This is a genomic window from Mesorhizobium sp. RCAM 06353 (assembly GCF_059683585.1).
The window spans coordinates 2394616-2416165 of the sequence record NZ_CM185031.1 but is presented as its reverse complement, the minus strand read 5'-3'; the positions used below and the strand labels follow the sequence as shown (position 1 = coordinate 2416165).

Genomic DNA, 21550 nt, shown 5'->3' with positions numbered 1-21550 from the left:
ACAACGGATGCGGGCGGCAAACGTTCCGGGGTCAGCCAGCAGCGTCGCGGGCTCCCTCGGACAGGAAAGTAAAGACATAGTCCGAGAAGGAACGCCAGCACTCCACCCGGAAGGTGTCGGCGGCGGTGCGCAACAGCACGATCTCGGCCTTGCCGAGAATGGTGCGCGAGGCCGCCCCCACCGGGAAGGCGTCGAGCGACAGGTCCTGCGGGCAGCCCGAATTGATCGCGGCTTCGGCCGCCGGACCGGTGACAGAGATCGCGATGTTGCGGTGTGAAATGCCGACCGCCGAATGCAGCGCGGCAACCCCTGCGCAATCGGCGAGTGGGTCGTTGCCTGCCTCGTCGATGACCAGCCATTCGTCAGGGCCGAGCCACAGCGCGGTGCGGCCCGCCTTCGACGTCGAAGTCTTCGGCTTCTTCGGCAAGGCCAGGCCAAGCGCCTTCGACAGGGCAGCGAGCGAAGCCTCCGGGGCGCGCAACGAGATGCGCTCCGCCGGCGGCAGCACCTCGACCTTGACACCAGTCGCGGACACGGTGCGTCCAGCCAGTGCCGGGCGGCGCTCGACGGAGGGCGTTGCGGTGGTTGTTGCTTTTTTCGCGGCAGCCTTAGCCATTGAGGCGCCCTCCCGTCTCATCGAAGAACACCATGCCGGTAACCTCCACCTCGATCACCCCATTCGGCATCGGCACATAGAGCGTGTCGCCCATGCGGTCGCGGCCGCCGGCAACCAGCGCCAGCGCGATGGAGCGGCCGCAATTCTGTGACCAGTAGCTTGAGGTGACATGGCCGATCATCTTCATCGGGATCGGCTGCTTGGGATCCTCGACGATCTGCGCGCCCTCTTCCAGCACTACCTTCGGGTCCTTAGTCTTGAGACCAACCAGCTGCTTGCGGCCCTTGGCGACCAGGTCCGGCCGCGTCAGGCCGCGGATGCCGACGAAGTCAGTCTTCTTCTTGCCGACCGCCCAGTCGAGACCGGCGTCGTTCGGCGTCACCGTGCCGTCCGTGTCCTGGCCAACGATGATGTAGCCCTTCTCAGCCCGCAGCACGTGCATCGCCTCGGTGCCGTAAGCGGCAGCGCCATGCTTCTGGCCTTCGGCCCACAGCGCTTCCCACACCGCCTGGCCGTAATCCGCCGGCACATTGACCTCGAAGCCGCGCTCACCGGTGAACGACATGCGGAACAGCCTGGTCGGCACGCCGCAGATCTTGCCTTCGCGCACCGACATATGCGGCAGCCCCTCGTCGGACATATCGATGCCTTCGACCAGCGGAGCGATGATGTCGCGCGACTTCGGCCCTTGCACGGCGATGACCGCCCACTGCTCGGTGATCGAGGTCAGCCAGACATTGAGATGCGGGAACTCGGTCTGGAGATAATCCTCCATGTGGTTCATGACGCGCGGCGCGCCGCCCGTCGTCGTCGTCACATGGAAACGGTCCGGCGCCAGCCGGCCGACGACGCCGTCATCATAGATGAAGCCGTCCTCGCGCAGCATGATGCCATAGCGGCAGCGGCCGGGCTCCAGCTTCTCCCACGGATTGGTATAGAGCAGTTCCATGAACTTGGCGGCGTCCGGCCCGACGACTTCGATCTTGCCGAGCGTCGAGGCGTCGAACAGGCCGGCATTGGTGCGCACCGCGACACATTCGCGGTCGACAGCCTTATGCATGTCCTCGCCGGCCTTCGGGAAATACCAGGCGCGCTTCCACTGACCGACATCCTCGAACACCGCGCCTTGCGCTTCGGCCCAGGGATGGATTGCCGTCTTGCGAGTCGGATCGAACAGCGGCCCGCGCGCATGGCTGACGATGGCGCCGAAGGTCACCGGCGTGTAGGGCGCGCGGAAAGTGGTGAGCCCGACTTCGGGGATCGGCTTGCCCAGCGTCTCGGCGGCAATCGCCAGGCCGTGCATGTTGGAGGTCTTGCCCTGGTCGGTCGCCATGCCGTTGGTGGTGAAGCGCTTGACGTGCTCGATCGAGCGCATGCCCTCATGCACCGCCTGGCGGATATCCTTGGCGGTGACGTCGTTCTGGAAATCGACAAAGGCCTTCACCGTCGTGTCCGGGCCGGCGCCGGGTGCCGCACCCAGCATGCCGCGCGACCAGCTTTCCGAGGCGTCGACCTTCGGCTTGGTGCCCTTGCCCGCCTTAACGCTGGAATCCTTGGCGCCGGCATCCTTGGCCGCCTTAGCGCCAGCCGCATAGGCTTCGTCGACAGTCGCCGACAGCCCGTCAGTGCCGTTGCAGGCGCCGACCGAGACGCAGTCCTGTGCATAGGTACCCGGCACGAAGCGCTTGGTCTCGTCGTTGAAGGCGACCTTGCCGCGCGACTGCGAGAACAGATGCACCGACGGCGTCCAGCCGGCCGACATCAGGATCGCATCGACGGCAATAGTGCGCTCGCCGCCGCCATTCTTCGGCTGCACGGTCATCGAGGATACCCGCAACTTGCCGCCGGCGCGGATCACCGCGCGGCCGAAATTGATCTCGATGCCCAGCGCCCGCGCCTCGTCGATAACCGGGCCTGTCGGGTTGTCGCGCAGATCGACCATCGCCGCGACATTGACGCCGGCCTTCTTCAGGTCAATCGCCGCCGCGTAGGCGGAATCATTGGCGGTGTAGACGCCGACATTCCTGCCGACCGCCACGCCATACTGGTTGAGGAAGGTGCGCGCCGCGCCGGCCAGCATGATGCCGGGCCGGTCATTGTTGGCGAACACCATGTGGCGCTCGATGGCGCCCGAGGCCAGCACCACGCGCTTGGCACGCACCTGCCACAGCCGCTCGCGCGGCAAATCATGGCCGGGAGCCTTCAGATGATCGCTGACGCGCTCGACCAGGCCGACGAAATTCTGCGCGTAGTAACCGAACGCCGTCGTGCGCGAGAGCACGCGGACATTGTCCATCGTCCTCAGCCTGGCGATCGCCGCTTGCGCCCAGGAAAAACCGTCCTGGCCGTCGATCTTCGCCCCGGTCTCGAAACGCAGACTGCCGCCGAACTCGGCCTGCTCGTCGGCGAGGATGACGCGCACGCCGGTCTCGGCCGCCGCCAATGCCGCCGCGAGCCCGGCGGCACCGCCGCCCAGCACCAGCACATCGCAATGCGCATAGCGCGAGGAATAGTGGTCGGGATCGGGCTTGTCAGGCGAAACGCCAAGGCCGGCGGCTTCACGGATCTTGGGTTCGTAAAGGCTCTTCCAGGCCGCCTTCGGCCACATGAAGGTCTTGTAGTAGAAGCCGGCCGAAAACATCGGCGATGCCAGGTCGTTGACCGCGCCGACGTCGAAGGACAGCGACGGCCAGCGGTTCTGCGAATTGGCGGCGAGCCCGTCATAGAGTTCCTGCACGGTGGCGCGGACATTGGGCGTCTTGCGCGCATCATCACGCACGATCTGCACCAGCGCATTGGGCTCTTCCGCGCCGGCGGACAGGAAGCCGCGCGGCCGGTGGTACTTGAACGAGCGGCCGACCAGATGCACGCCATTGGCAAGCAGTGCGGAGGCCAGCGTGTCGCCCTCGATGCCGGTATAGGACTGGCCGTCGAAGCTGAAGCGCGCGGTCTTGGCCTGGCTGAGGCGACCGGCTCTCGGGATGCGGAACGCGCCGCTCATTTTGAAGCTCCCGGCAGCTTGGCGGGTTTGGGTTCGCCGGCCTTGTAGGTCATGACGAACTTGTCCGTGACGGTATCGCGCACCGCGTTGAAGAAGCGCGCGCAGCCATGCATGTGCCGCCAGCGCTCATAGATGATGCCCTTGGGATTGGAGCGGATGAAGAAGAACTTTTCAAAATCGTCGTCGCTCTCGCCCGCAATGTTGGCCGAGCGCGCGATATGTGCCTCGCCGGCATTGCGGAATTCGAGCTCCGGGCGCTCTTCCTCGCAATAGGGGCAGCGGATGAGAAGCATTCTGTTCGTTCCTACAATTCGCCGTGGCCGATGGCCGGTTGGTTGCAAAGCCTCTCGACGGCCATCAGTGCGCCACCGCCGCCGCTGCCGCCTCGTCGATGAGGCGGCCGGTGCGGAAGCGCTCGATGGTGAAGGGCGCGTTGATCGGATGCGGATCGTCCTTGGCGATGGTGTGGGCAAAGACATGGCCAGAACCCGGCGTCGCCTTGAAGCCGCCCGTGCCCCAGCCGCAATTGACATAGAGGCCGGGCACCGGCGTCTTGGCCAGGATCGGCGAACGGTCCGGCGTGACGTCGACGATGCCGCCCCACGAACGCAGCATTTTCATGCGCGTGAAGATCGGGAACATCTCGCAGATGGCGTCCAGCGTGTGCTGAAGAATGTGCAGGCCGCCGGTCTGCGAATAGGAGACGTACTGGTCGGTGCCGGCGCCGATCACCAGTTCGCCCTTGTCGGACTGCGAGATATAGGCGTGCACGGTGTTCGACATCACCACGCAAGGCACGACGGGCTTGATCGGCTCCGACACCAGCGCCTGCAGCGGATAGCTTTCCAGCGGCATGCGCACGCCGGCCATGTTCATGATCACCGAGGAGTGACCGGCGGCGACAACACCAACCTTCTTGGCGCCGATGAAGCCACGCGTCGTGTCGACACCCATGACCGCGCCGTTCGGGGCGCGCTTGACGCCGGTGACTTCGCAATTCTGGATAATGTGGACGCCGCGCGCCGAGGCGCCGCGTGCATAGCCCCAGGCGACGGCATCGTGGCGCGCCGTGCCGCCGCGGCGCTGCAGGGCCGCACCGACGACCGGATAGCGCGCATCTTTGGAGATATTCAGCGGTGGGCAGAATTCCTTCGCCTGCTCCGGCGACAGCCATTCATTGTCGATGCCGTTCAACCGGTTGGCGTGGACATGGCGCTTCAACACCTGGATGTCGTGCACATTGTGCGCCAGCATCATGACGCCGCGCGCCGAGTACATGACGTTGTAGTTGAGCTCCTGGGAGAGCCCATCCCACAGCTTCAGCGCATGGTCGTAGATCCCTGCGCTCTCGTCATAGAGATAGTTGGAGCGGATGATGGTGGTGTTGCGGCCGGTGTTGCCGCCGCCGAGCCAGCCCTTTTCCAGCACCGCGACATTGGTGATGCCGTGCACCGTGGCGAGATAATAGGCGGTGGCCAGGCCATGGCCGCCGGCGCCGACGATGATGACGTCGTATTCCTTCTTCGGCTCAGGCGAAGACCACTGCTCCTCCCAGCCCTTGTGGCCGCGCATGGCCTCGCGGGCGATGGCGAATACCGAATATTTTTTCAACGTCCTGGCCTCGCAAATGGCGGCAGGGCGTTCAGTCGGCCCCGGCGCGCGAGGTGTATCACTAGCGAAACCGCGCTTCCACCCTTGCGCTGTTTGCGACGGCGCTTGCCGTTTTGCGCCGCAACGAAAAAGACGCACGTGGGCTGGCTCTCATAGCCGCCTTCAGCCACATTGCCTGCCGCAAAACTGCGGAGGACGAATATGGGCAACGCCTGGTGGAATTTGACGTTGCGCTTCCTGTTGGAGCTTGCCGCCTTGCTCGGCCTCGGCATAGCGGGCTGGAACCTCTCCGAAGGATGGTGGCGCTGGATCCTCGCATTGGCCCTGCCGCTCATTGCGGCCGTGCTGTGGGGCACTTTCGCGGTGCTCGACGACCCAAGCCGATCGGGTCGCGCACCGGTGCCTGTGCCGGGCGCGGTGCGGCTGATGCTCGAATTGGTCATCCTGTTCGGCGGTACTGCCGGATTCTACGCCGCCGGCTACACCACCACGGGCATCGTTGTCGCCCTGCTCATCACCATCAGCTACGCATTTTCACTCGACCGGCTCGGTTGGCTGCTGAAGCAATAGTTCGGAACGACGCGACCTGTGCAGGTATCGGGTGGCTCCGACCTGCTCCATCTGCGACCAAGCATCCCAGTTGCCGGCGAGACCGGCGCGAAAAAGGATGCAAAACATGCTCGCACTCGCCAACAAGATCGCCATCGTCACCGGCGCCAGTTCCGGCATTGGCCGCGCCACCGCAAAACTCTTCGCCGAGGAAGGGGCAAGGATTGTCGTCTCCGCCCGCCGCCAGGCCGAACTCGACACGCTGGTCGCCGAGATATCAGACGCAGAAGGCACGGCCGTCGCCCTTGCCGGCGACGTCAGGGACGAAGCCTATGCGAAGGCGCTTGTCGATCTGGCGGTCGAAAGCTTCGGCGGCCTCGACATCGCCTTCAACAATGCCGGTGCCGTCGGCCTTATGGGTCCGATACCGGAGATGTTGCCGAAGACATGGCACGAGACCATGGACATCAACCTGACCAGCGCCTTTCTCGGTGCGAAGTACCAGATACCGGCGATACTGGAACGCGGCGGCGGCTCATTGATCTTCACGTCGAGCTTTGTCGGCTACACTGCCGGCATGCCGGGCATGGCCGCCTACGCCGCAGCCAAGGCCGGCCTGATCGGCCTGACACAAGTTCTGGCCGCCGAGTACGGGCCGAAAGGCCTACGCGTCAACGCATTGCTGCCGGGCGGCACGGACACGCCGGGCGCGACGACGACCACGCCCGAAGCCCGCGCTTTCGTCGAAGGCATCCATGCCTTGAAGCGTATGGCACAGCCGGAGGAGATTGCCCGTTCGGCGCTTTATCTCGCCTCCGACGCCTCGAGCTTCACCACGGGAACCGCGCTGTTTGCCGATGGCGGCGTCTCGATCAACCGGACGTGAAGGTTTTTTGCAACGAACAGGCCGGTTCACCGCTTTGACGCAGGCAGCCGGTCTTGCTTTTTCCGCCCGATTTGGCGATTCCGTTTTGTCGTCGAAACGGGTCCCGAAACCATGATGCTGATCCGAACCTATGTGGCCGCGAGCGTAATCGAGGGCGTCGGCATGTTCGCCGCCGAGCCGATCCGGAAAGGCGCCTCGATCTGGCGCCTCGACCCGGATTTCGACCGGCTGATTCCGATGGACAAATACAAGGCCGCGCCGCAGCCTCTGAAGGAATTGCTCGACCGCTATGCCTATCCGAGCCCGGATCGGCCGGGTTTCATGGTCTATGAGGTCGACAATGGCCGCTTCATGAACCATTCGGCGACGCCGAACACCGATTTTTCGCAATATGGCGGCGCCACCGCGACGCGCGACATTGCCGCGGGCGAGGAGATCACCTGCGACTACGGCGAATTCTTCGAGGATTTCGAACGGCTGCATCTGGCCACGGCGTAGCTGGCGCCCTATCTTGGGCCTACCGTGGCAATTTGGCTGTTGTCCTGCATTTCGACTGTGGACAGCGCAGCCTGATTCTGCTATCAGCCGCCACAATTCGTGGTGTCGACCGCCGCGGAGGCTAGTGGCTATGGCCGCTTGCCTGATGATATCAAACCCGAAAGACAGGATTGCCCGTGCAGGTACTCGTCCGCGACAATAACGTTGATCAGGCGCTTCGCGCGCTCAAGAAGAAGATGCAGCGCGAAGGCATTTTCCGCGAAATGAAGATGCGCGGCCACTACGAGAAGCCTTCCGAAAAGCGCGCCCGTGAAAAGGCTGAAGCCGTTCGCCGCGCCCGCAAGCTGGCCCGCAAGCGCGCACAGCGCGAAGGCCTGCTGCCGATGACGCCGCGCCCGGTTGCTGCTGGCGCCGCCGGCGGTGCAGGTGGTGCGCCGCGTCCGCCGCGGTTCTAACGCCTATTTTTCGTCCTTTTCGAAGGATACTAGAGGTGGCGCGATGCGGAATCGCCGCCACCTTTTTGTTTTGATTGTGACCCGGCCCGGAGGGGGGATCCGGACCTGAACGACGCGGCGCAAGTGAGGACAGGGCAGACATGAACGCAACGAGCGTGGAGCGCGGGACCGCATTGCGTGGTTTCGCCCTGACAGCGGCCCTGCTTTCCGGACTGGTGCTGGCGGGCTGCCAGACATCAGGCCCGACTGGCGAGTTCAACAACATCGACAAGGCGCAAGGGTCGAGCGAGAACATCTCCTCGCTGTCGGCGGTGATCCAGCGCAATCCCCAGGATCCCGAAGGCTACAATGTGCGCGGCTCGGCCTATGGCCGCGGCGGCCAGTACCAGGCGGCGCTCAAGGACTTCAACCAGGCGATCCAGCTCAATCCGAATTTCTACCAGGCCTATTCGAACCGCGCGCTCATCCAGCGCTTCCTCGGCAACCAGGAAGCCGCTCTCGCGGACTACAACCGCTCGATCCAGATCAACGGCAACTATGACGCCGCCTATATCGGCCGCGGCAATCTCTACCGCAAGGCCGGCCGCACCCAGGACGCCTTCAGCGACTTCCAGAAGGCGATCCAGCTCGACACGACGGACGCCCGCGCCTACCACAATCGCGGCCTGATCTATCAGAGCCAGGGCCAGCACAAATTCGCCATCGAGGATTTCTCGACCGCCATCTCGCTGGCGCCGGATGCCGCCGAACCCTACAACGGCCGTGGCCTCTCCTATCTGGCGACCGGCGACGAGGACAATGCCTTCTCCGACTTCAACATGGCCATCAAGCTCGACGGCCAGAACGCCGAGGCCTGGGCCAACCAGGCGCTGATCTACGAGCGGCGCGGCGACAAGGCGAAGGCGGCGAAATCCTATCGCGAAGCCGTGCGCCTCAACCCCAGCTACCAGCCGGCCAAGGACGGTCTCGCCCGCGTCAGCTGACATGGCTTTGGCAGATCCGGGGTTCGGCAGATCCGGCTAAGCATTACCGGTCGTTTGCGTGTCCGAAAGGACACGCCGCGCTGGATATCGCCGCCAATCCGGCAACCGCGCGTTAACCCCCGCAGCAAGCTGTTAACCCTTGCCTTGTTCATGCCAAGTTTTCGACGGAACGGTCTGGCCACTCTAGCCGTTATTTCCAAGCGATTTGCGAAAGGACCCTCCCCATGATCAAGAAACTCGTCTGCGCCGCTGCCCTTGCAACGACCGTATTCGCTGCCGCCCCGGCCAGCGCCGGCAAGCTGCAGCTCGGCACGCTCGACTGCACCATCGATGGCGGCACCGCCTACATCGTCGCTTCCAACAAGGGCGTGTCCTGCGTCTTCCGTCCCTATCACCATGGCCCGTCGGAGATTTACACCGGCGTCATCTCCAAGATCGGCGTCGATCTCGGGCAGACACATCAGGGCCAGCTCGTCTGGGCGGTTTTTGCCGCAACCCGCGACCGCGACGCGGGTGACCTTGCCGGCAGCTATTACGGCGTCAACGCCGAGGCGAGCGTGGTCACCGGCGGCGGCGCCAATCTGCTGGTCGGCGGCTTCGACAGCGCCTTCATGCTGGAGCCGCTCAGCGTCCAGGCACAGACCGGCGTCAATCTCGCTGTCGCTGTGACCTCGCTTGAGCTGATCCACTCGCTCAAGTGATTTGATTTCACGGAGCCATGCGCTCCTCTCTACCCTGCGGCGCGGAACCGGATAAGATGGTTCCGCGCCGTTTTATTTTCTGAGCAATTCCAAGAAAAGTGTGAGGCGGTTTTCCGTCCGGAATTGCTCTAAACAAGGGATAGAGCGGTTACGAACCGCTCTAGGGGAACAGTATGCAGAAGACAGCCATCGCCGCTGCCGTGATCGCAACCGTGCTTGCCGGCGTGGCGCAGGCGCAGGACCGCGGCATCGAGCTCGGCACGCTTGAATGCGCCATATCGGGCGGCACCGGCTTCATCTTCGGCTCGAGCAAGGATCTGAGCTGCACCTTCACGCCGACCGACAAGAGCTTCGCACCGGAAGCCTATTTCGGCGCCGTCAACAAATACGGCCTCGACATCGGCACGACAAAGCAGGCGGTGATGCGATGGCTGGTGCTGACGCCGCTGAAAAACATCTACGCGCCCGGTGCGCTGGCCGGCGACTATATCGGTGCCAGCGCCGAGGTGACGGCCGCCGTCGGCGCCGGCGCCAATCTGCTGGTCGGCGGCCCGTCGCAGTCCTTCACCCTCCAGCCGCTCAGCCTGCAGACGCAGACCGGCATCAATCTCGCCGTCGGTGTCAGCCAGTTCCAACTGCGCAGCACCGAGAACTGATCTCTTGAAAAAACCGCTTGAACTCAACTGCGGTTGAGGTTCTACAAGCCCACCCCGACCGGACCAGCACCTCGATGGCACGCTATCCGGCGTTGTTGCTGCGCATGGTCCTGCCGGAAACCCTTGCTGGCTTCTGGTGCCATGCGCCGGCATCGAGATATGCAGGACTGGGGTGGACATGACTGAAATCAGCACAAACAGGGTCGACTGGCGCGCATTGTGGGCGAGCGGCGATCTGGCGCGCTTCTGCTTCATCAGCCTCGGCATCCTGCTGCACGCCACCAACGAGACCATGGTGGCGACCGTCATGCCGGCCATGGTCGGTGAACTGGCCGGTGTGCAGCTCGTCGGCTGGTCGCTGGCGATCTACGAGCTCGGCGCCATCGTCGCCGGTGCCGCGGCCGGACGGCTGGTGAGCTATGTGGCCTTGCGCACCAACATGGTGGTCGCGGCCCTGCTCTATGCGGCCGGGGCGCTGATCTGCGCCACCTCGCCTTCCATGCAATTGTTCCTGGCCGGCCGCCTGATCGAGGGGCTGGGTGGCGGCGCACTGGTGTCGCTGGCTTTCGTCTCGGTCGAGCGGCTGTTCTCGCGCGCCATCTGGCCGCAGCTTTTCGGCATCATGTCGGCGATCTGGGGCGTCGCGGCGTTCAGCGGCCCGTTGCTGGGCGCGATCATGACGGAATTGCTGTCATGGCGTTGGGCCTTCGGCGTCTTCACCCTCGGCGGCACGGCCATGGCACTGGCCAGCTTCCTGGTGCTGAACACGCCGGAGGCGACGCGACCGAGCGCAAGCGCGGGCAAGGTGCCGCCCTTCCCGTTCGCCGCCCTTGCCTGCCTTGCCGTCGCCGTGGTGCTGATCGCCTCGGCCGGCGTCGACATCGCCGTGCTGCGCTCTTCGCTGCTGATCGTGCTTGGCCTCGCCGGCCTGGCGCTGTTCTTCACCATCGACGCGCTGAAGCCGCGCTCGCGGCTTTTCCCGTCGCGGCTGTTCTCGTGGCGCACACCGGTCGGCGCCGGCATGACCATGGTCGCCGCCTTTTCGGTCGCGACCTGCTCCTTCGGCGTCTATGGACCGCTGCTTTTGACCAGCCTGCACGACATTCCGCTCTTGACCACCGGCTACATCATCGCCGCCGAATCGATCGCCTGGTCGATCCTCTCGATCCTCGTCGCCAACGCCCCGCCGCAGCGTGAGCGGCTGATCATTGTCGCCGGCGCTCTGATGATCGCGGCGGGCATAGCCGGCTTTGCCTACACGATACCGCTGGGCTCGATCCCGCTTATCCTGGTCTGCGCCCTGTTGCAGGGCGGTGGCTTCGGCATTGCCTGGCCGTTCCTGACCCGCGTCATCGTCGCCTCCGCTCCGGACGACGAACAAACCATCGCCTCGGCCGCGGTGCCGACCATGCAGCGCATCGGCTATGCCGTGGGTGCCGCCCTTGCCGGCATCGTCGCCAATGCCAGCGGCTTTTCACAAGGCCTGAACCACGACGCCGCAGCCAACGTCGCGAGCTGGCTGTTCCTCGCCTTCGTGCCGCTCGGCCTTCTCGGCTGCCTGGCGGCCTTGCGGGCGTCAGCGACGCCAAACCGGCCACTGGAAGCCATCGGCTGACGCAGATTCAATTATGGGACTGTCTCACTCGACCACACGCAGCCGATAGCCGACACCGGTCTCGGTGGTGATGTGGTGCGGCTGATCGGGGGTCTTCTCGATCTTCTGCCTGAGCTGCCTGACATAGACCCTGAGATATTGCACGTCGGTCGTGTCGCCCCAGATCTGTTTCAGGATGAAATGGTGGGTCAGCACCTTGCCGGCATGCTGCACCAGGATGCGCAATATGTCGTATTCCTTCGGCGAGAGTTTTATCTCCTTGCCGTCGACCTTGACGATGCGCTTGACCAGATCGACGCTGAGGTCGCCGCTCTGGAATACAGGCTTCTCGCCCTGTTGCTGGAACTTGTGCCGCAGCGCCACGCGGATGCGCGCCACCAGTTCGTTCATGCCAAACGGCTTGGTGACATAGTCGTCGGCGCCGAGTTCGAGAGCCTGGACGATGCCGGCCTCGTCGGTGCGGCTGGAGAGAATGACGACGGGAATGTCGAGGCCATCGTCGCGCCATTTGCGCAACAGCTCGTGGCCGCTCATGCCGGGCAGGCCGAGATCGAGCAGCACCAGGTCCGGCTTTTCCTGGTCCATCAATTCGATCGCCGCCTTGGCGTTCGGCGCCTCGCTGACCGCATAGCCCTGGCTGCCGAGGCCGACCCGAAGCAGTTTGCGGATCGGCGGCTCGTCATCGACAACCAATATCCTGACATTCGCGTTGGTCATGCCAAATCATCCACATCATTGTCGTCCGTAGTGACGGCGCTGAGATCGGGCGGGTTCGTCGGCTTCGGCATGTTGATGGTGAAAACCGCGCCCGAACGGTCGGTTCGGTTTGCCGCCGTGATCGTGCCCCCCATCGCCTCGATGAAGCCGCGGCAGATAGACAGGCCGAGCCCGGTGCCGGCGCGAACCTGGTCGCGCTTGCGCACCCGGTAGAACGTGTCGAAAATCCGTTCCAGGTCACCGGGGGGAATGCCCGGCCCCTCATCCATGATCTGCAGGATGACGGAGCCATTGTCGGTCCAACCCTGCACGCGGATCGTCGAGCCTGCCGGCGCGTATTTCGCCGCATTGTCGAGGAGATTGAACAGCGCCTGCTCGAACAGGACGGGATCGACTTTCAACATCGGCAAATCCGCCGGGATATCCACCTCGGTCTTGTGCTCGCCTATGATTTTCCTCGCCCTCTGCAAGGCGGAGCCGACAATGTCGCCGACATAATGGAAAGCGAAGTTCGGCTCCATTGCGCCGGACTCGATCTTGGTCATATCGAGCAAATTGGCGATGAAGCGGTTCAGCCGCTCGGATTCGTCGAGCACGGTCGTCAGCAGCTCCGCCCGATCCTCTTCGGGAAGTGCGGCTGAGAATTCCCGCAGCGTGCCGGCCGCGCCCATGATGGCTGCGAGTGGCGTCTTCAGATCATGCGAAATGGAGGTCAGCAGCGCCGAGCGCAGCCGATCGGCCTCGGCCAGGAGCTTGGCCCGGTCGACATCGGCGACCAGCTGGATGCGCTCGATGGCGACCGCTGCCTGGTCGGCGAGCGCGTCGAGCAGGCGCTGCTGTTCGGGCGTCAGCAGCGGGCCCTGTTTGTCATTGTCGAGGCCGACGACACCGATTGCCGTGCGTCCTGTCCGCAACGGAAGATAGAGGCGCTTGGCGCCAGGCAGCGTGTCGGCGCCGCGCCCGGCGGCGCGATTGTGCTCCCAGGCCCAGCGGGCGGCGGCGATGTCGGCCTCGGCCAGCGTGTCGTCGGGCGGATAGCCGGCCTTGACGGTGATGGTGCCGTCTTCGGGCAGGAGCAGCACCACCCGCAGCTTCAGCATCGAGGCGATCTGGAAGGCGGTGGCCCACAGCACGTCGTCGAGCGTGCCGGCACCGGCGAGCTTCTTGGAAAAGAGATAGATGTCCTCCGTGGCCCGCGCCCGCGAGCGGGCGGCGATCGCCTGGCGCTGCACGCGCACCGTCAGATTGCTGGCAATGACGGCGACGACCAGGAACACGCCGAGCGCGACAATGCTCTCCGGATCCCGGATCGTCAGCGTGTAGCGCGGCTCGAGGAAGAAATAGTTGAAGGCTAGGGCGCTGGCGAGACAGGCGTACAGAGCCGGCCACAGACCGCCGGTCACCGCCGACGCCAGCACCCCGATGAGGAAGATGATCGCGAGGTTGCGAACATCGAGAAACTGATCGAGCAGGACGGCAAAGGCGAGCGAGCCGGCGACAAAGGCCGTGGCCTTGAGATAGGGCCAGATCTCGAACTGCCACTGCTCGTCCGCCGGCTTGACGCTTCTCGGCGCCGCCTCGTTGCGCTCGGTTCCCGAAATGACATGGACGCTGATGTCGCCGGCATTGCGGATGAGATCATAGGTCAGCGAGCCTTCGATCAATTCGCGCCAGCGCGACCGGGTCGGCCGGCCGACCACGATATGGGTAAAATTGTTCGCCGTCGCATAGCGCACGATGTCTTGCGCCACATTCTGACCCGGAATGGTCGTCACCTCGGCACCAAGCTGTTGAGCGAGGCGCAAATTGTTTGCGAGCCGGTCCTTGTCCTCCTCGGCCATGCTGGCCGAGCGAGCGCTGTCGACATGCAGTGCCGTCCATGGGGCACGCAGCCGGTCGGCCAGCCGGCGCGCATAGCGGATGCGGGCCGCTCCGCCCGGGCGCGCGTCGAGGCAGACGAGGACCCTTTCGCCTGCGGCCCACGGTCCGGGAATGGCATGGGCCTGCATATGGATCAGCAACTGATCGTCGACGCGCTGCGCGGTGCGGCGCAGCGCCAGTTCCCTGAGCGCCGTCAGATTGCCGGGCGAGAAATAGTTCTCGATGGCGCGCTGGGCGGTGTTGGGGAAGTAGACCTTGCCTTCCTCGAGCCGCTTGATCAGGTCGTCGGGGGTAAGATCGATGATCTCGACATCGTCGGCCTGGTCGATGATTGAGTCGGGAACCGTCTCGCGGACCCTGACCTTGGTGATCTGGGCGACGACATCGTTCAGGCTTTCGACATGCTGGACATTGAGCGTCGTGTAGACATCGATGCCTTGCGTCAGGATTTCCTGGACATCGAGATAGCGCTTGGGGTGGCGGCTGCCGGGCGCGTTGGTGTGGGCGAGTTCATCGACGAGAACCAGCGCCGGGCGCCGGGCAAGGATGGCGTCGATATCCATCTCGTCGAGCATGCGCCCCTTGTAGTCCACCTTGCGGCGGGGAATGATTTCATAACCCTCGACCAGGGCCTGGGTTTCCTTGCGGCCATGCGTCTCGACGACGCCGATCACCACATCGATGCCGTCGGCCAGCCTGGCACGGCCCGACATCAGCATTTCGTAGGTCTTGCCGACACCTGGTGCCGCGCCAAGGAATATCCGCAGACGGCCGCGTCCCTCCCGCTCGGCGTGCTCGAGCAGCGCGTCGGGGGAAGGTCTGTTTTCGTTGCTTCGGTCGTCCGGCATCAGGATCGATCATGGAGAGGTCCGGGGATGCTGTCGATCCCCGGCCCTCGCCATCAACTACTTAGCGGCGTCCAGCGCCAGGTTGAGCGCCAGAACATTGACCACCGGCTCTCCCATGAAGCCGAGTTCCCTGCTCTCGACCTGACCGTCGACAAGCGCCTTGACCTTGGCTTCGTCGATGCCCCTGGCCTTGGCCACGCGGGGGACCTGGAAATAAGCGGCTTCCGGGCTGATGTGAGGATCGAGGCCGCTGCCCGATGACGTCACCATATCCATCGGAATTGGCTGGCTCGGATTCTCCGCCTTCAGCTTGTCGGCGTCGCCCTTGATGCGCTCGATCAGCTTGGGATTGGTCGGGCCGAGATTGGTGCCGCCGGAGGCGGTGGCGTCGTAGCCGTTGCTGCCGGCCGCCGAAATCCGGCCATGGAAATACTTGTCGCTGGCAAAGCCCTGGCCGATCAGCTCGGAGCCGATGACCTTGCCGTCCTTCTCGATCAGGCTGCCATTGGCCTGGCGCGGAAACAGCGCCTGGGCAATGCCGGTCATGCCGATCGGATAGATCAGGCCGGTCAGGACCGTGAAGAAGACGATCATGATGATCGCGGGTCTTATCTGGGTGAGCATGGACGTAATCCTTAAGCGAGGCCGAGGGCGGTGACGATCATGTCGATCGCCTTGATGCCGACGAAGGGGACGATGATGCCGCCGAGGCCGTAGACCAGCAGGTTGCGGCTGAGCAGCGCGCCGGCGCCGATGGCACGATACTTGACGCCTTTCAGCGACAGCGGGATCAGCGCGATGATGATCAGCGCGTTGAAGATGATCGCCGACAGGATGGCGCTCTGCGGCGTCGCCAGATGCATGATGTTGAGCGCCTGCAGCGGGCCGGTGGTCTGCCCCGGCGCGACATAGAAGACCGCGAACATGGCCGGGATGATGGCAAAGTACTTGGCAACGTCGTTGGCGATCGAGAAGGTCGTCAGCGAGCCGCGCGTCATCAAGAGAGCCTTGCCGATCTCGACGATCTCGATGAGCTTGGTCGGATCGCTGTCGAGATCGATCATGTTGCCGGCTTCGCGCGCGGCGACCGTGCCGGTGTTCATGGCAACGCCGACATCGGCCTGGGCAAGGGCCGGCGCGTCATTGGTGCCGTCGCCGCACATGGCAACCAGCTTGCCCTTGGCCTGTTCGTCGCGGATGAGCTTCAGCTTGTCCTCGGGCGTCGCCTGGGCAAGGAAGTCATCGACGCCAGCCTCCGCCGCGATCGCGGCGGCCGTCAACGGATTGTCGCCGGTGATCATCACCGTGCGGATGCCCATGCGGCGCAGTTCCGTGAAGCGTTCGCTGATGCCGCCCTTGACGATGTCCTTGAGATGGACGACGCCGAGCAGGCGCCCGTCGCGCTCGACCGCCAGCGGCGTGCCGCCGGACTTGGCGACCTCGTCGGCGATCGCCTGGAGATCCCTGACGGACTCGCTGCTTGGACGCGTGCCGTGGGCAGCGACCGTCGACTGGTTGACATGGGCAAGCACGGAATCGACCGCGCCCTTGCGCACCGACGAGCCGTCGACATCGACGCCGCTCATGCGGGTCTGTGCGGTGAAGGGAACGAAGGTTGCGTGCAGCGTTGCCATGTCACGGGCGCGGATGCCGTATTTCTCCTTGGCCAGGACGACGATCGAGCGGCCTTCCGGCGTTTCGTCGGCGAGCGAGGCGAGTTGCGCCGCGTCGGCCAGTTCCTGTTCCGTGACGCCCTTGACCGGACGGAATTCCGTCGCCTGGCGGTTGCCGAGCGTGATGGTACCGGTCTTGTCGAGCAGCAGCGTGTCGACATCGCCGGCGGCCTCGACGGCACGGCCGGACATCGCCAGCACATTGAAGCGCACCAGGCGGTCCATGCCGGCGATGCCGATCGCCGACAGCAGTGCGCCGATGGTGGTCGGGATCAGCGTGACGAACAGGGCGACGAGCACGGTCACCGAGATATAGCCGCCCGAATAGGAGGCAAAGCTCGGGATGGTCGCGGTGGCCAGCACGAAGATCAGCGTCATGCCGACCAGCAGGATGTTGAGCGCGATCTCGTTCGGCGTCTTCTGGCGTTCGGCACCTTCGACCAGCGAGATCATGCGGTCGAGGAAGGTGTGGCCGGAGGCGGCGGTAATGCGCAGGCGGATCCAGTCGGACAGCACCTGCGTACCGCCGGTGACCGCCGAACGGTCGCCGCCGGATTCGCGGATGACGGGGGCCGACTCGCCGGTGATCGCCGCTTCGTTGACCGAGGCCACGCCTTCGATCACCTCGCCATCCGACGGGATGATGTCGCCGGCTTCGACCAGCACGATGTCGCCGACCTTCAGGCTGGTGCCGGGCACAAGCTTGAACTTGGTCCGGTCCTCGCCGGCCAGAAGCTTGGCCTGGGTCTCGGTGCGCGCCTTGCGCAGCGAGTCGGCCTGCGCCTTGCCGCGGCCTTCAGCAACCGCTTCGGCGAAGTTGGCGAACAGCACGGTGAACCACAGCCAGATGATGATCTGCAGCGTGAACTTGAAATCACCGCCACCGGTGATGAGATCCCTGACGAACAGAACTGATGTCAGCGCCGAGACGACGGCGACGACGAACATCACCGGATTCTTGATCAGGGTGCGCGGGTTCAATTTCTTGAAGGCCCCGCCAATGGCGGGCCACAGGATGCTGGCATCCATGATGCTAGCGGATTTGGACTGGCTCATTTGTTGGCTCCAGTATCGATATTGTTGGCAGGCACCGATCGATCGGATGCCGAATGAAGATGCGGCGGCCCATAGACCAGCAGCCAGATGACGATCATGGCTGCCGCAATGCCGAGGAATGTGGACACGGCCGGGAAAGGAGGGGGGATTGTCTCCCCCTCCCTGTCGGTCCGACGTTCAACCTTGCGACGCATGTTTTTGAACCAGGACATGGGGGTCTCAGAAGGTCTGACCATGGATCATGGCCAGGTGTTCGATGATCGGGCCGATCGCCAGCGCCGGGAAGAAGGTAAGGCCGACGACGATCAGGATGACGCCGACCAGCAGCCCGACGAACAGCGGACCGTCGGTCGGGAAGGTGCCGGCGGAAGCCGGAACCGTCTTCTTCGTCGCCAGCGAGCCGGCGATGGCAAGCGCTGGAATGATGACGAAGAAGCGACCCATCCACATGGTGATGCCGAGCGTGATGTTGTACCAGGGCGTGTTGCCGGAAAGGCCGCCAAAGGCCGAGCCGTTGTTCGCGGCCGCCGAAGTGTAGGCATAGAGAACTTCGGAGAAGCCGTGCGGACCGCTATTGGCCATCGAGGCTACGGCGCTTGGCAGCACGACCGCGATGGCTGTGAAGGTCAGCATCGCCAGCGGCAGGCAGAGGATGGCGAGCATCGCCATCTTGACCTCCTTGGCCTCGATCTTCTTGCCGAGATATTCGGGCGTGCGGCCGACCATCAGGCCGGCGACGAAGACGGCGACGACGATGAACATCAGGATGCCGTAGAAACCGGCGCCGACGCCGCCGACGATGACTTCGCCAAGCTGCATGTTGATCATCGGGATGAAGCCGCCGAGCGCGGTGAACGAGTCATGCATGGCGTTGACCGCGCCGCAGGAGGCGGCCGTGGTGATGACAGCAAACAGTGCCGACAGGGCGATGCCGAAGCGGGTCTCCTTGCCTTCCATGTTGCCGCCGTCGATGCCCAGCGCGTGCACCAGCGGATTGCCGGATGCTTCCGCCCAGTAGCAGATGGTGACGCCGGCGATGAACAGGACACCCATCGTGGCCAGGATCGCCCAGCCCTGGCGCTGGTTGCCGACCATGCGGCCGAAGACGTTGGTCAGCGCCGCACCGAGCGCGAAGATCGTGACCATCTGGATGAAGTTGGAGATCGCGTCGGGGTTTTCGAAAGGATGCGCGGCGTTAGCGTTGAAGAAGCCGCCGCCATTGGTGCCAAGCATCTTGATGGCGACCTGCGAAGCAACCGGACCAAGGGCGATGGTCTGCTTGGCGCCTTCGAGCGTGGTGGCGTCGACATACGGACCGAGCGTCTGCGGCATGCCCAGCCAGACATAGACAAGGGTGAGCACGATGCAGGCCGGCAGCAGGATGTAGAGCGTGCAGCGGGTGATATCGACCCAGAAATTGCCGATCGACTTGACCGACGCACGGGCGAAGCCGCGGATCAGCGCCACCGCGATGGCGATGCCGACCGCCGCTGACATGAAGTTCTGCACCGTCAGGCCTGCCATCTGCACGAGGTAGGACATCGTGCTTTCGCCGCCATAGTTCTGCCAGTTGGTGTTGGTCACGAAGCTGACGGCAGTGTTGAAGGAAAGGGTCTGCTCAACCGCTGTCATGCCGGCCGGATTGTAGGGCAGGACGCCTTGCAGGCGCTGCAGGACATAGAGGACCAGGAAGCTGGCCAAGCTGAAGAAAATGATGCCTGCCGCGTAAACGGTCCAGTGCTGCTCCTCGCGCTCGCTGGTCCCTGCGATGCGATAAAGGGCCCGTTCGACGGGCCCGAGGATCGGCGAGAGAAATGTGCGGTCGCCGTTGAAAACGCGGTACATGTAGCCGCCGAGCGGCTTCACCAGCAGAACGACGACCACGCAGTAGGCGAGGATCTGTATCCATCCGTTGAATGTCATGGCTGTAGCTTTCCGTGCCTTGCTGTTGCCGTCAGAAGCGTTCTGGGCGAACGAGGGCGTATGTCAGGTAGGCGAGCAGGAACAAGGTCACACCGCCGCCGAGGATATAGTCGAGAAGCATGTTGCGATCCTCCGGTTTAAAGAATGTCGCAGACTTTGATGTAGGCGACGGAAAGGGCGAAAAACAAAATCTCCAGCCCGACAACGACGATATCCATCGTGCATGTTCCTTATCTTCGTTTTATTTGCACTTCGCATTGCAGACCTGCGATTGGCAGGCTGAAACCATATGGAAACACTCCGTCACGATAGATCATCGCGACCGAGCTGTGTTCCCCGGAGAATATGGACCCGAACGCCATAAAGGTTCGAGACGGCGCGGGGCGGAAAGAAATAGGAATTTTATAAAGATTTTCGGGATGCGGATCGGGCGGAACAAATTCTCCGATGCGAGATTGTCGACCTGAGGGCTCACCAGAGGATATGACAATGGCAAAACAGAAAATGCTCGACGACCTGTTTCACGACACGCTGAAAGACATCTATTTCGCCGAAAAGAAGATACTGGCGACGCTGCCGAAAATGGCCAAGGCCGCGCAGAGCGCCGAGTTGAAGGCCGCCTTCGAAAAGCACCGCACCGAGACCGAAGGCCATGTCGCGAGGCTGGAGAAGGTCTTCGGCGTCATCGGCAAGAAGCCGGTCGGCAAGACTTGTGCGGCCATCATGGGCATCACCGAGGAAGGTGCCGAGATCATGGAGGAGTACAAGGGCTCTCCCGCGCTCGATGCCGGCCTGCTGGCCGCCGCGCAAGCGGTCGAACATTACGAAATCTCGCGCTATGGCACGCTGCGGACATGGGCCGGTGAACTCGGCCTGAACGAAGCCGTGACGCTTCTCGAAGCGACGCTGAAGGAAGAGAAGGCTACGGACCAGGCGCTGACCACGATCGCGGAGTCGGCTGTCAACGTCGCCGCCGAAGCGGCCTAGGATTTCCCGCACGTGATCAGAGAGCCGCGTTGAGAATGACCTAACGCGGCTCTCGCATCATGCTCAGATACGTCGGATCGAACTCGGCGATTTCCTGCAGCCGGTGCCAGTCCAAAATGGTCACCGTGTGGTTTGCCCAGCTGACGACGCCGACCTTGCGCAAGGCGCCGATGACCCGGTTCATGTGCACCACCGACAGGCCGAGCACGTCGGCCATCTCTGCTTGCGAGAGCGGCAGATGAAAGCTCATGCCGTTGGTCCGCTGCACCACCTGCAGCCGCACGAAAAGCTCACAGACGAGATGGGCCAGATGCGAGGTCTTGGAGCGCCGCCCCATGGCGACGATCCATTCGCGGTGAATGGCGCCGTCGACCAGCGTGTCCAGCCACAACAGCCGGGTCAGATGCGGCGCCTGCTCGGTGATGGTGCGAAGCCGGCCATGATCGGCGAACATGACATGGCAGGGCGACAGAGCGACGATGCCGTGATCCATGGTCTTCAGCAGGAAGGCATGGAGATCGACAAAGTCGCCGGGCACCTGCAGCGAGGTGAACTGCCGGCCGCCATTCTCCAGCACCTTGTAGCGCGCCGCCAGCCCGTCGAGGATCAGCGTCGAATAGGTCGGCCGCGATCCCGATGCGACGATGTCCTGGCCGGTGGCGAAATGCCGCTCGAAGGTCATGGCGCCGGCCAGCAGCGCCTTTTCGGCATCGGACAGCGCATCGTGCTGGCCCAGGTTCAGGTAAAGGGATTCAAGCACCGCAATCTCCGGCGAAAGGGCTTCAGGGGCCGACCCCCAAGTGTTTCTGGCGGAAGCAAGGCGGCTTTGCATGACCTAGGCCCTTGGCTGCTGATGGGCATTAACATTTGTTAGACCCGCTTGTTCCAAATGCC

At 63.8% G+C, this 21550-nt stretch carries 21 protein-coding genes; 9 read left to right on the top strand and 12 right to left on the bottom strand.

What is annotated here, in order from left to right; translation table 11 throughout:
* Window positions 1-31: 31 nt before the first annotated feature.
* From AC56QX_RS11495 to AC56QX_RS11480, 4 genes are all read right to left on the bottom strand, one after another.
* Window positions 32-616, bottom strand: a complete 585-nt coding sequence (locus AC56QX_RS11495; protein ID WP_497115994.1) for a sarcosine oxidase subunit gamma — start codon at window positions 614-616, stop codon at window positions 32-34.
* Window positions 609-3617, bottom strand: coding sequence for a sarcosine oxidase subunit alpha (locus AC56QX_RS11490; RefSeq protein ID WP_497115993.1), 3009 nt, complete (start codon window positions 3615-3617; stop codon window positions 609-611). The genes AC56QX_RS11495 and AC56QX_RS11490 overlap by 8 nt, the downstream gene beginning before the upstream one ends.
* Complete coding sequence (locus tag AC56QX_RS11485) at window positions 3614-3910, bottom strand: sarcosine oxidase subunit delta (protein ID WP_497115992.1); 297 nt, start codon at window positions 3908-3910, stop codon at window positions 3614-3616. The genes AC56QX_RS11490 and AC56QX_RS11485 overlap by 4 nt, the downstream gene beginning before the upstream one ends.
* A 64-nt stretch (window positions 3911-3974) precedes the next feature.
* A complete protein-coding gene (locus AC56QX_RS11480; RefSeq protein WP_202352739.1) occupies window positions 3975-5228 on the bottom strand; it encodes a sarcosine oxidase subunit beta in 1254 nt (417 codons plus the stop codon).
* A 201-nt stretch (window positions 5229-5429) separates the two neighbouring features.
* Here AC56QX_RS11480 and AC56QX_RS11475 point away from each other — a divergent pair, with 201 nt between their 5' ends.
* From AC56QX_RS11475 to AC56QX_RS11440, 8 genes are all read left to right on the top strand, one after another.
* Window positions 5430-5798, top strand: coding sequence for a YrdB family protein (locus AC56QX_RS11475; RefSeq protein WP_497115991.1), 369 nt, complete (start codon window positions 5430-5432; stop codon window positions 5796-5798).
* Between the two features lie 106 nt (window positions 5799-5904).
* Window positions 5905-6663: an SDR family oxidoreductase gene (locus AC56QX_RS11470; RefSeq protein WP_497115990.1), complete on the top strand. Its 759-nt coding sequence runs from the start codon at window positions 5905-5907 to the stop codon at window positions 6661-6663.
* A gap of 111 nt (window positions 6664-6774) precedes the next feature.
* A complete protein-coding gene (locus AC56QX_RS11465; protein WP_497115988.1) occupies window positions 6775-7161 on the top strand; it encodes an SET domain-containing protein in 387 nt (128 codons plus the stop codon).
* Window positions 7162-7337: 176 nt separating this feature from the next.
* Window positions 7338-7616 carry a 30S ribosomal protein S21 gene (gene rpsU / locus AC56QX_RS11460; protein ID WP_023810129.1) on the top strand — a complete coding sequence of 93 codons (279 nt, stop codon included), beginning with the start codon at window positions 7338-7340 and terminating at the stop codon, window positions 7614-7616.
* Between the two features lie 140 nt (window positions 7617-7756).
* Complete coding sequence (locus AC56QX_RS11455) at window positions 7757-8599, top strand: tetratricopeptide repeat protein (RefSeq protein ID WP_172224318.1); 843 nt, start codon at window positions 7757-7759, stop codon at window positions 8597-8599.
* Window positions 8600-8823: 224 nt separating this feature from the next.
* Window positions 8824-9300 carry a DUF992 domain-containing protein gene (locus AC56QX_RS11450; RefSeq protein WP_183463020.1) on the top strand — a complete coding sequence of 159 codons (477 nt, stop codon included), beginning with the start codon at window positions 8824-8826 and terminating at the stop codon, window positions 9298-9300.
* Window positions 9301-9473: 173 nt separating this feature from the next.
* On the top strand, window positions 9474-9956 hold the full coding sequence (locus tag AC56QX_RS11445; RefSeq protein ID WP_497115986.1) for a DUF992 domain-containing protein: 483 nt from the start codon (window positions 9474-9476) through the stop codon (window positions 9954-9956).
* 178 nt (window positions 9957-10134) lie between these two features.
* The gene (locus AC56QX_RS11440; RefSeq protein ID WP_497115984.1) at window positions 10135-11571 is read left to right on the top strand and encodes an MFS transporter; all 1437 of its coding nucleotides are present in this window, start codon (window positions 10135-10137) and stop codon (window positions 11569-11571) included.
* A gap of 24 nt (window positions 11572-11595) precedes the next feature.
* Here AC56QX_RS11440 and AC56QX_RS11435 read toward each other — a convergent pair whose 3' ends face one another.
* The 7 genes from AC56QX_RS11435 to kdpF are packed head-to-tail and all read right to left on the bottom strand — an operon-like array spanning window position 11596 to window position 19790.
* Window positions 11596-12288 carry a response regulator transcription factor gene (locus AC56QX_RS11435; RefSeq protein WP_497115982.1) on the bottom strand — a complete coding sequence of 231 codons (693 nt, stop codon included), beginning with the start codon at window positions 12286-12288 and terminating at the stop codon, window positions 11596-11598.
* The gene (locus AC56QX_RS11430) at window positions 12285-15017 is read right to left on the bottom strand and encodes a DUF4118 domain-containing protein (RefSeq protein WP_497115980.1); all 2733 of its coding nucleotides are present in this window, start codon (window positions 15015-15017) and stop codon (window positions 12285-12287) included. The genes AC56QX_RS11435 and AC56QX_RS11430 overlap by 4 nt, the downstream gene beginning before the upstream one ends.
* A 57-nt stretch (window positions 15018-15074) precedes the next feature.
* Window positions 15075-15641 carry a potassium-transporting ATPase subunit KdpC gene (gene kdpC, locus AC56QX_RS11425; protein ID WP_497115978.1) on the bottom strand — a complete coding sequence of 189 codons (567 nt, stop codon included), beginning with the start codon at window positions 15639-15641 and terminating at the stop codon, window positions 15075-15077.
* Window positions 15642-15652: 11 nt separating this feature from the next.
* Window positions 15653-17746 (bottom strand): potassium-transporting ATPase subunit KdpB, encoded by a 2094-nt coding sequence (gene kdpB, locus AC56QX_RS11420; RefSeq protein ID WP_497115976.1) that lies wholly within the window; start codon window positions 17744-17746, stop codon window positions 15653-15655.
* The gene (locus AC56QX_RS11415; protein WP_497115975.1) at window positions 17743-17958 is read right to left on the bottom strand and encodes a hypothetical protein; all 216 of its coding nucleotides are present in this window, start codon (window positions 17956-17958) and stop codon (window positions 17743-17745) included. The genes kdpB and AC56QX_RS11415 overlap by 4 nt, the downstream gene beginning before the upstream one ends.
* Before the next feature lie 7 nt (window positions 17959-17965).
* The gene (kdpA, locus tag AC56QX_RS11410; protein WP_497115973.1) at window positions 17966-19669 is read right to left on the bottom strand and encodes a potassium-transporting ATPase subunit KdpA; all 1704 of its coding nucleotides are present in this window, start codon (window positions 19667-19669) and stop codon (window positions 17966-17968) included.
* A gap of 31 nt (window positions 19670-19700) precedes the next feature.
* On the bottom strand, window positions 19701-19790 hold the full coding sequence (gene kdpF / locus AC56QX_RS11405) for a K(+)-transporting ATPase subunit F (RefSeq protein ID WP_032918612.1): 90 nt from the start codon (window positions 19788-19790) through the stop codon (window positions 19701-19703).
* A gap of 368 nt (window positions 19791-20158) precedes the next feature.
* Here kdpF and AC56QX_RS11400 point away from each other — a divergent pair, with 368 nt between their 5' ends.
* Window positions 20159-20656: a YciE/YciF ferroxidase family protein gene (locus tag AC56QX_RS11400; RefSeq protein WP_027043200.1), complete on the top strand. Its 498-nt coding sequence runs from the start codon at window positions 20159-20161 to the stop codon at window positions 20654-20656.
* A 40-nt stretch (window positions 20657-20696) separates the two neighbouring features.
* On the opposite strand, the gene AC56QX_RS11395 is transcribed toward AC56QX_RS11400, so the two are convergent.
* Window positions 20697-21416, bottom strand: a complete 720-nt coding sequence (locus AC56QX_RS11395; RefSeq protein ID WP_464614031.1) for a Crp/Fnr family transcriptional regulator — start codon at window positions 21414-21416, stop codon at window positions 20697-20699.
* Between the last annotated feature and the right edge of the window lie 134 nt (window positions 21417-21550).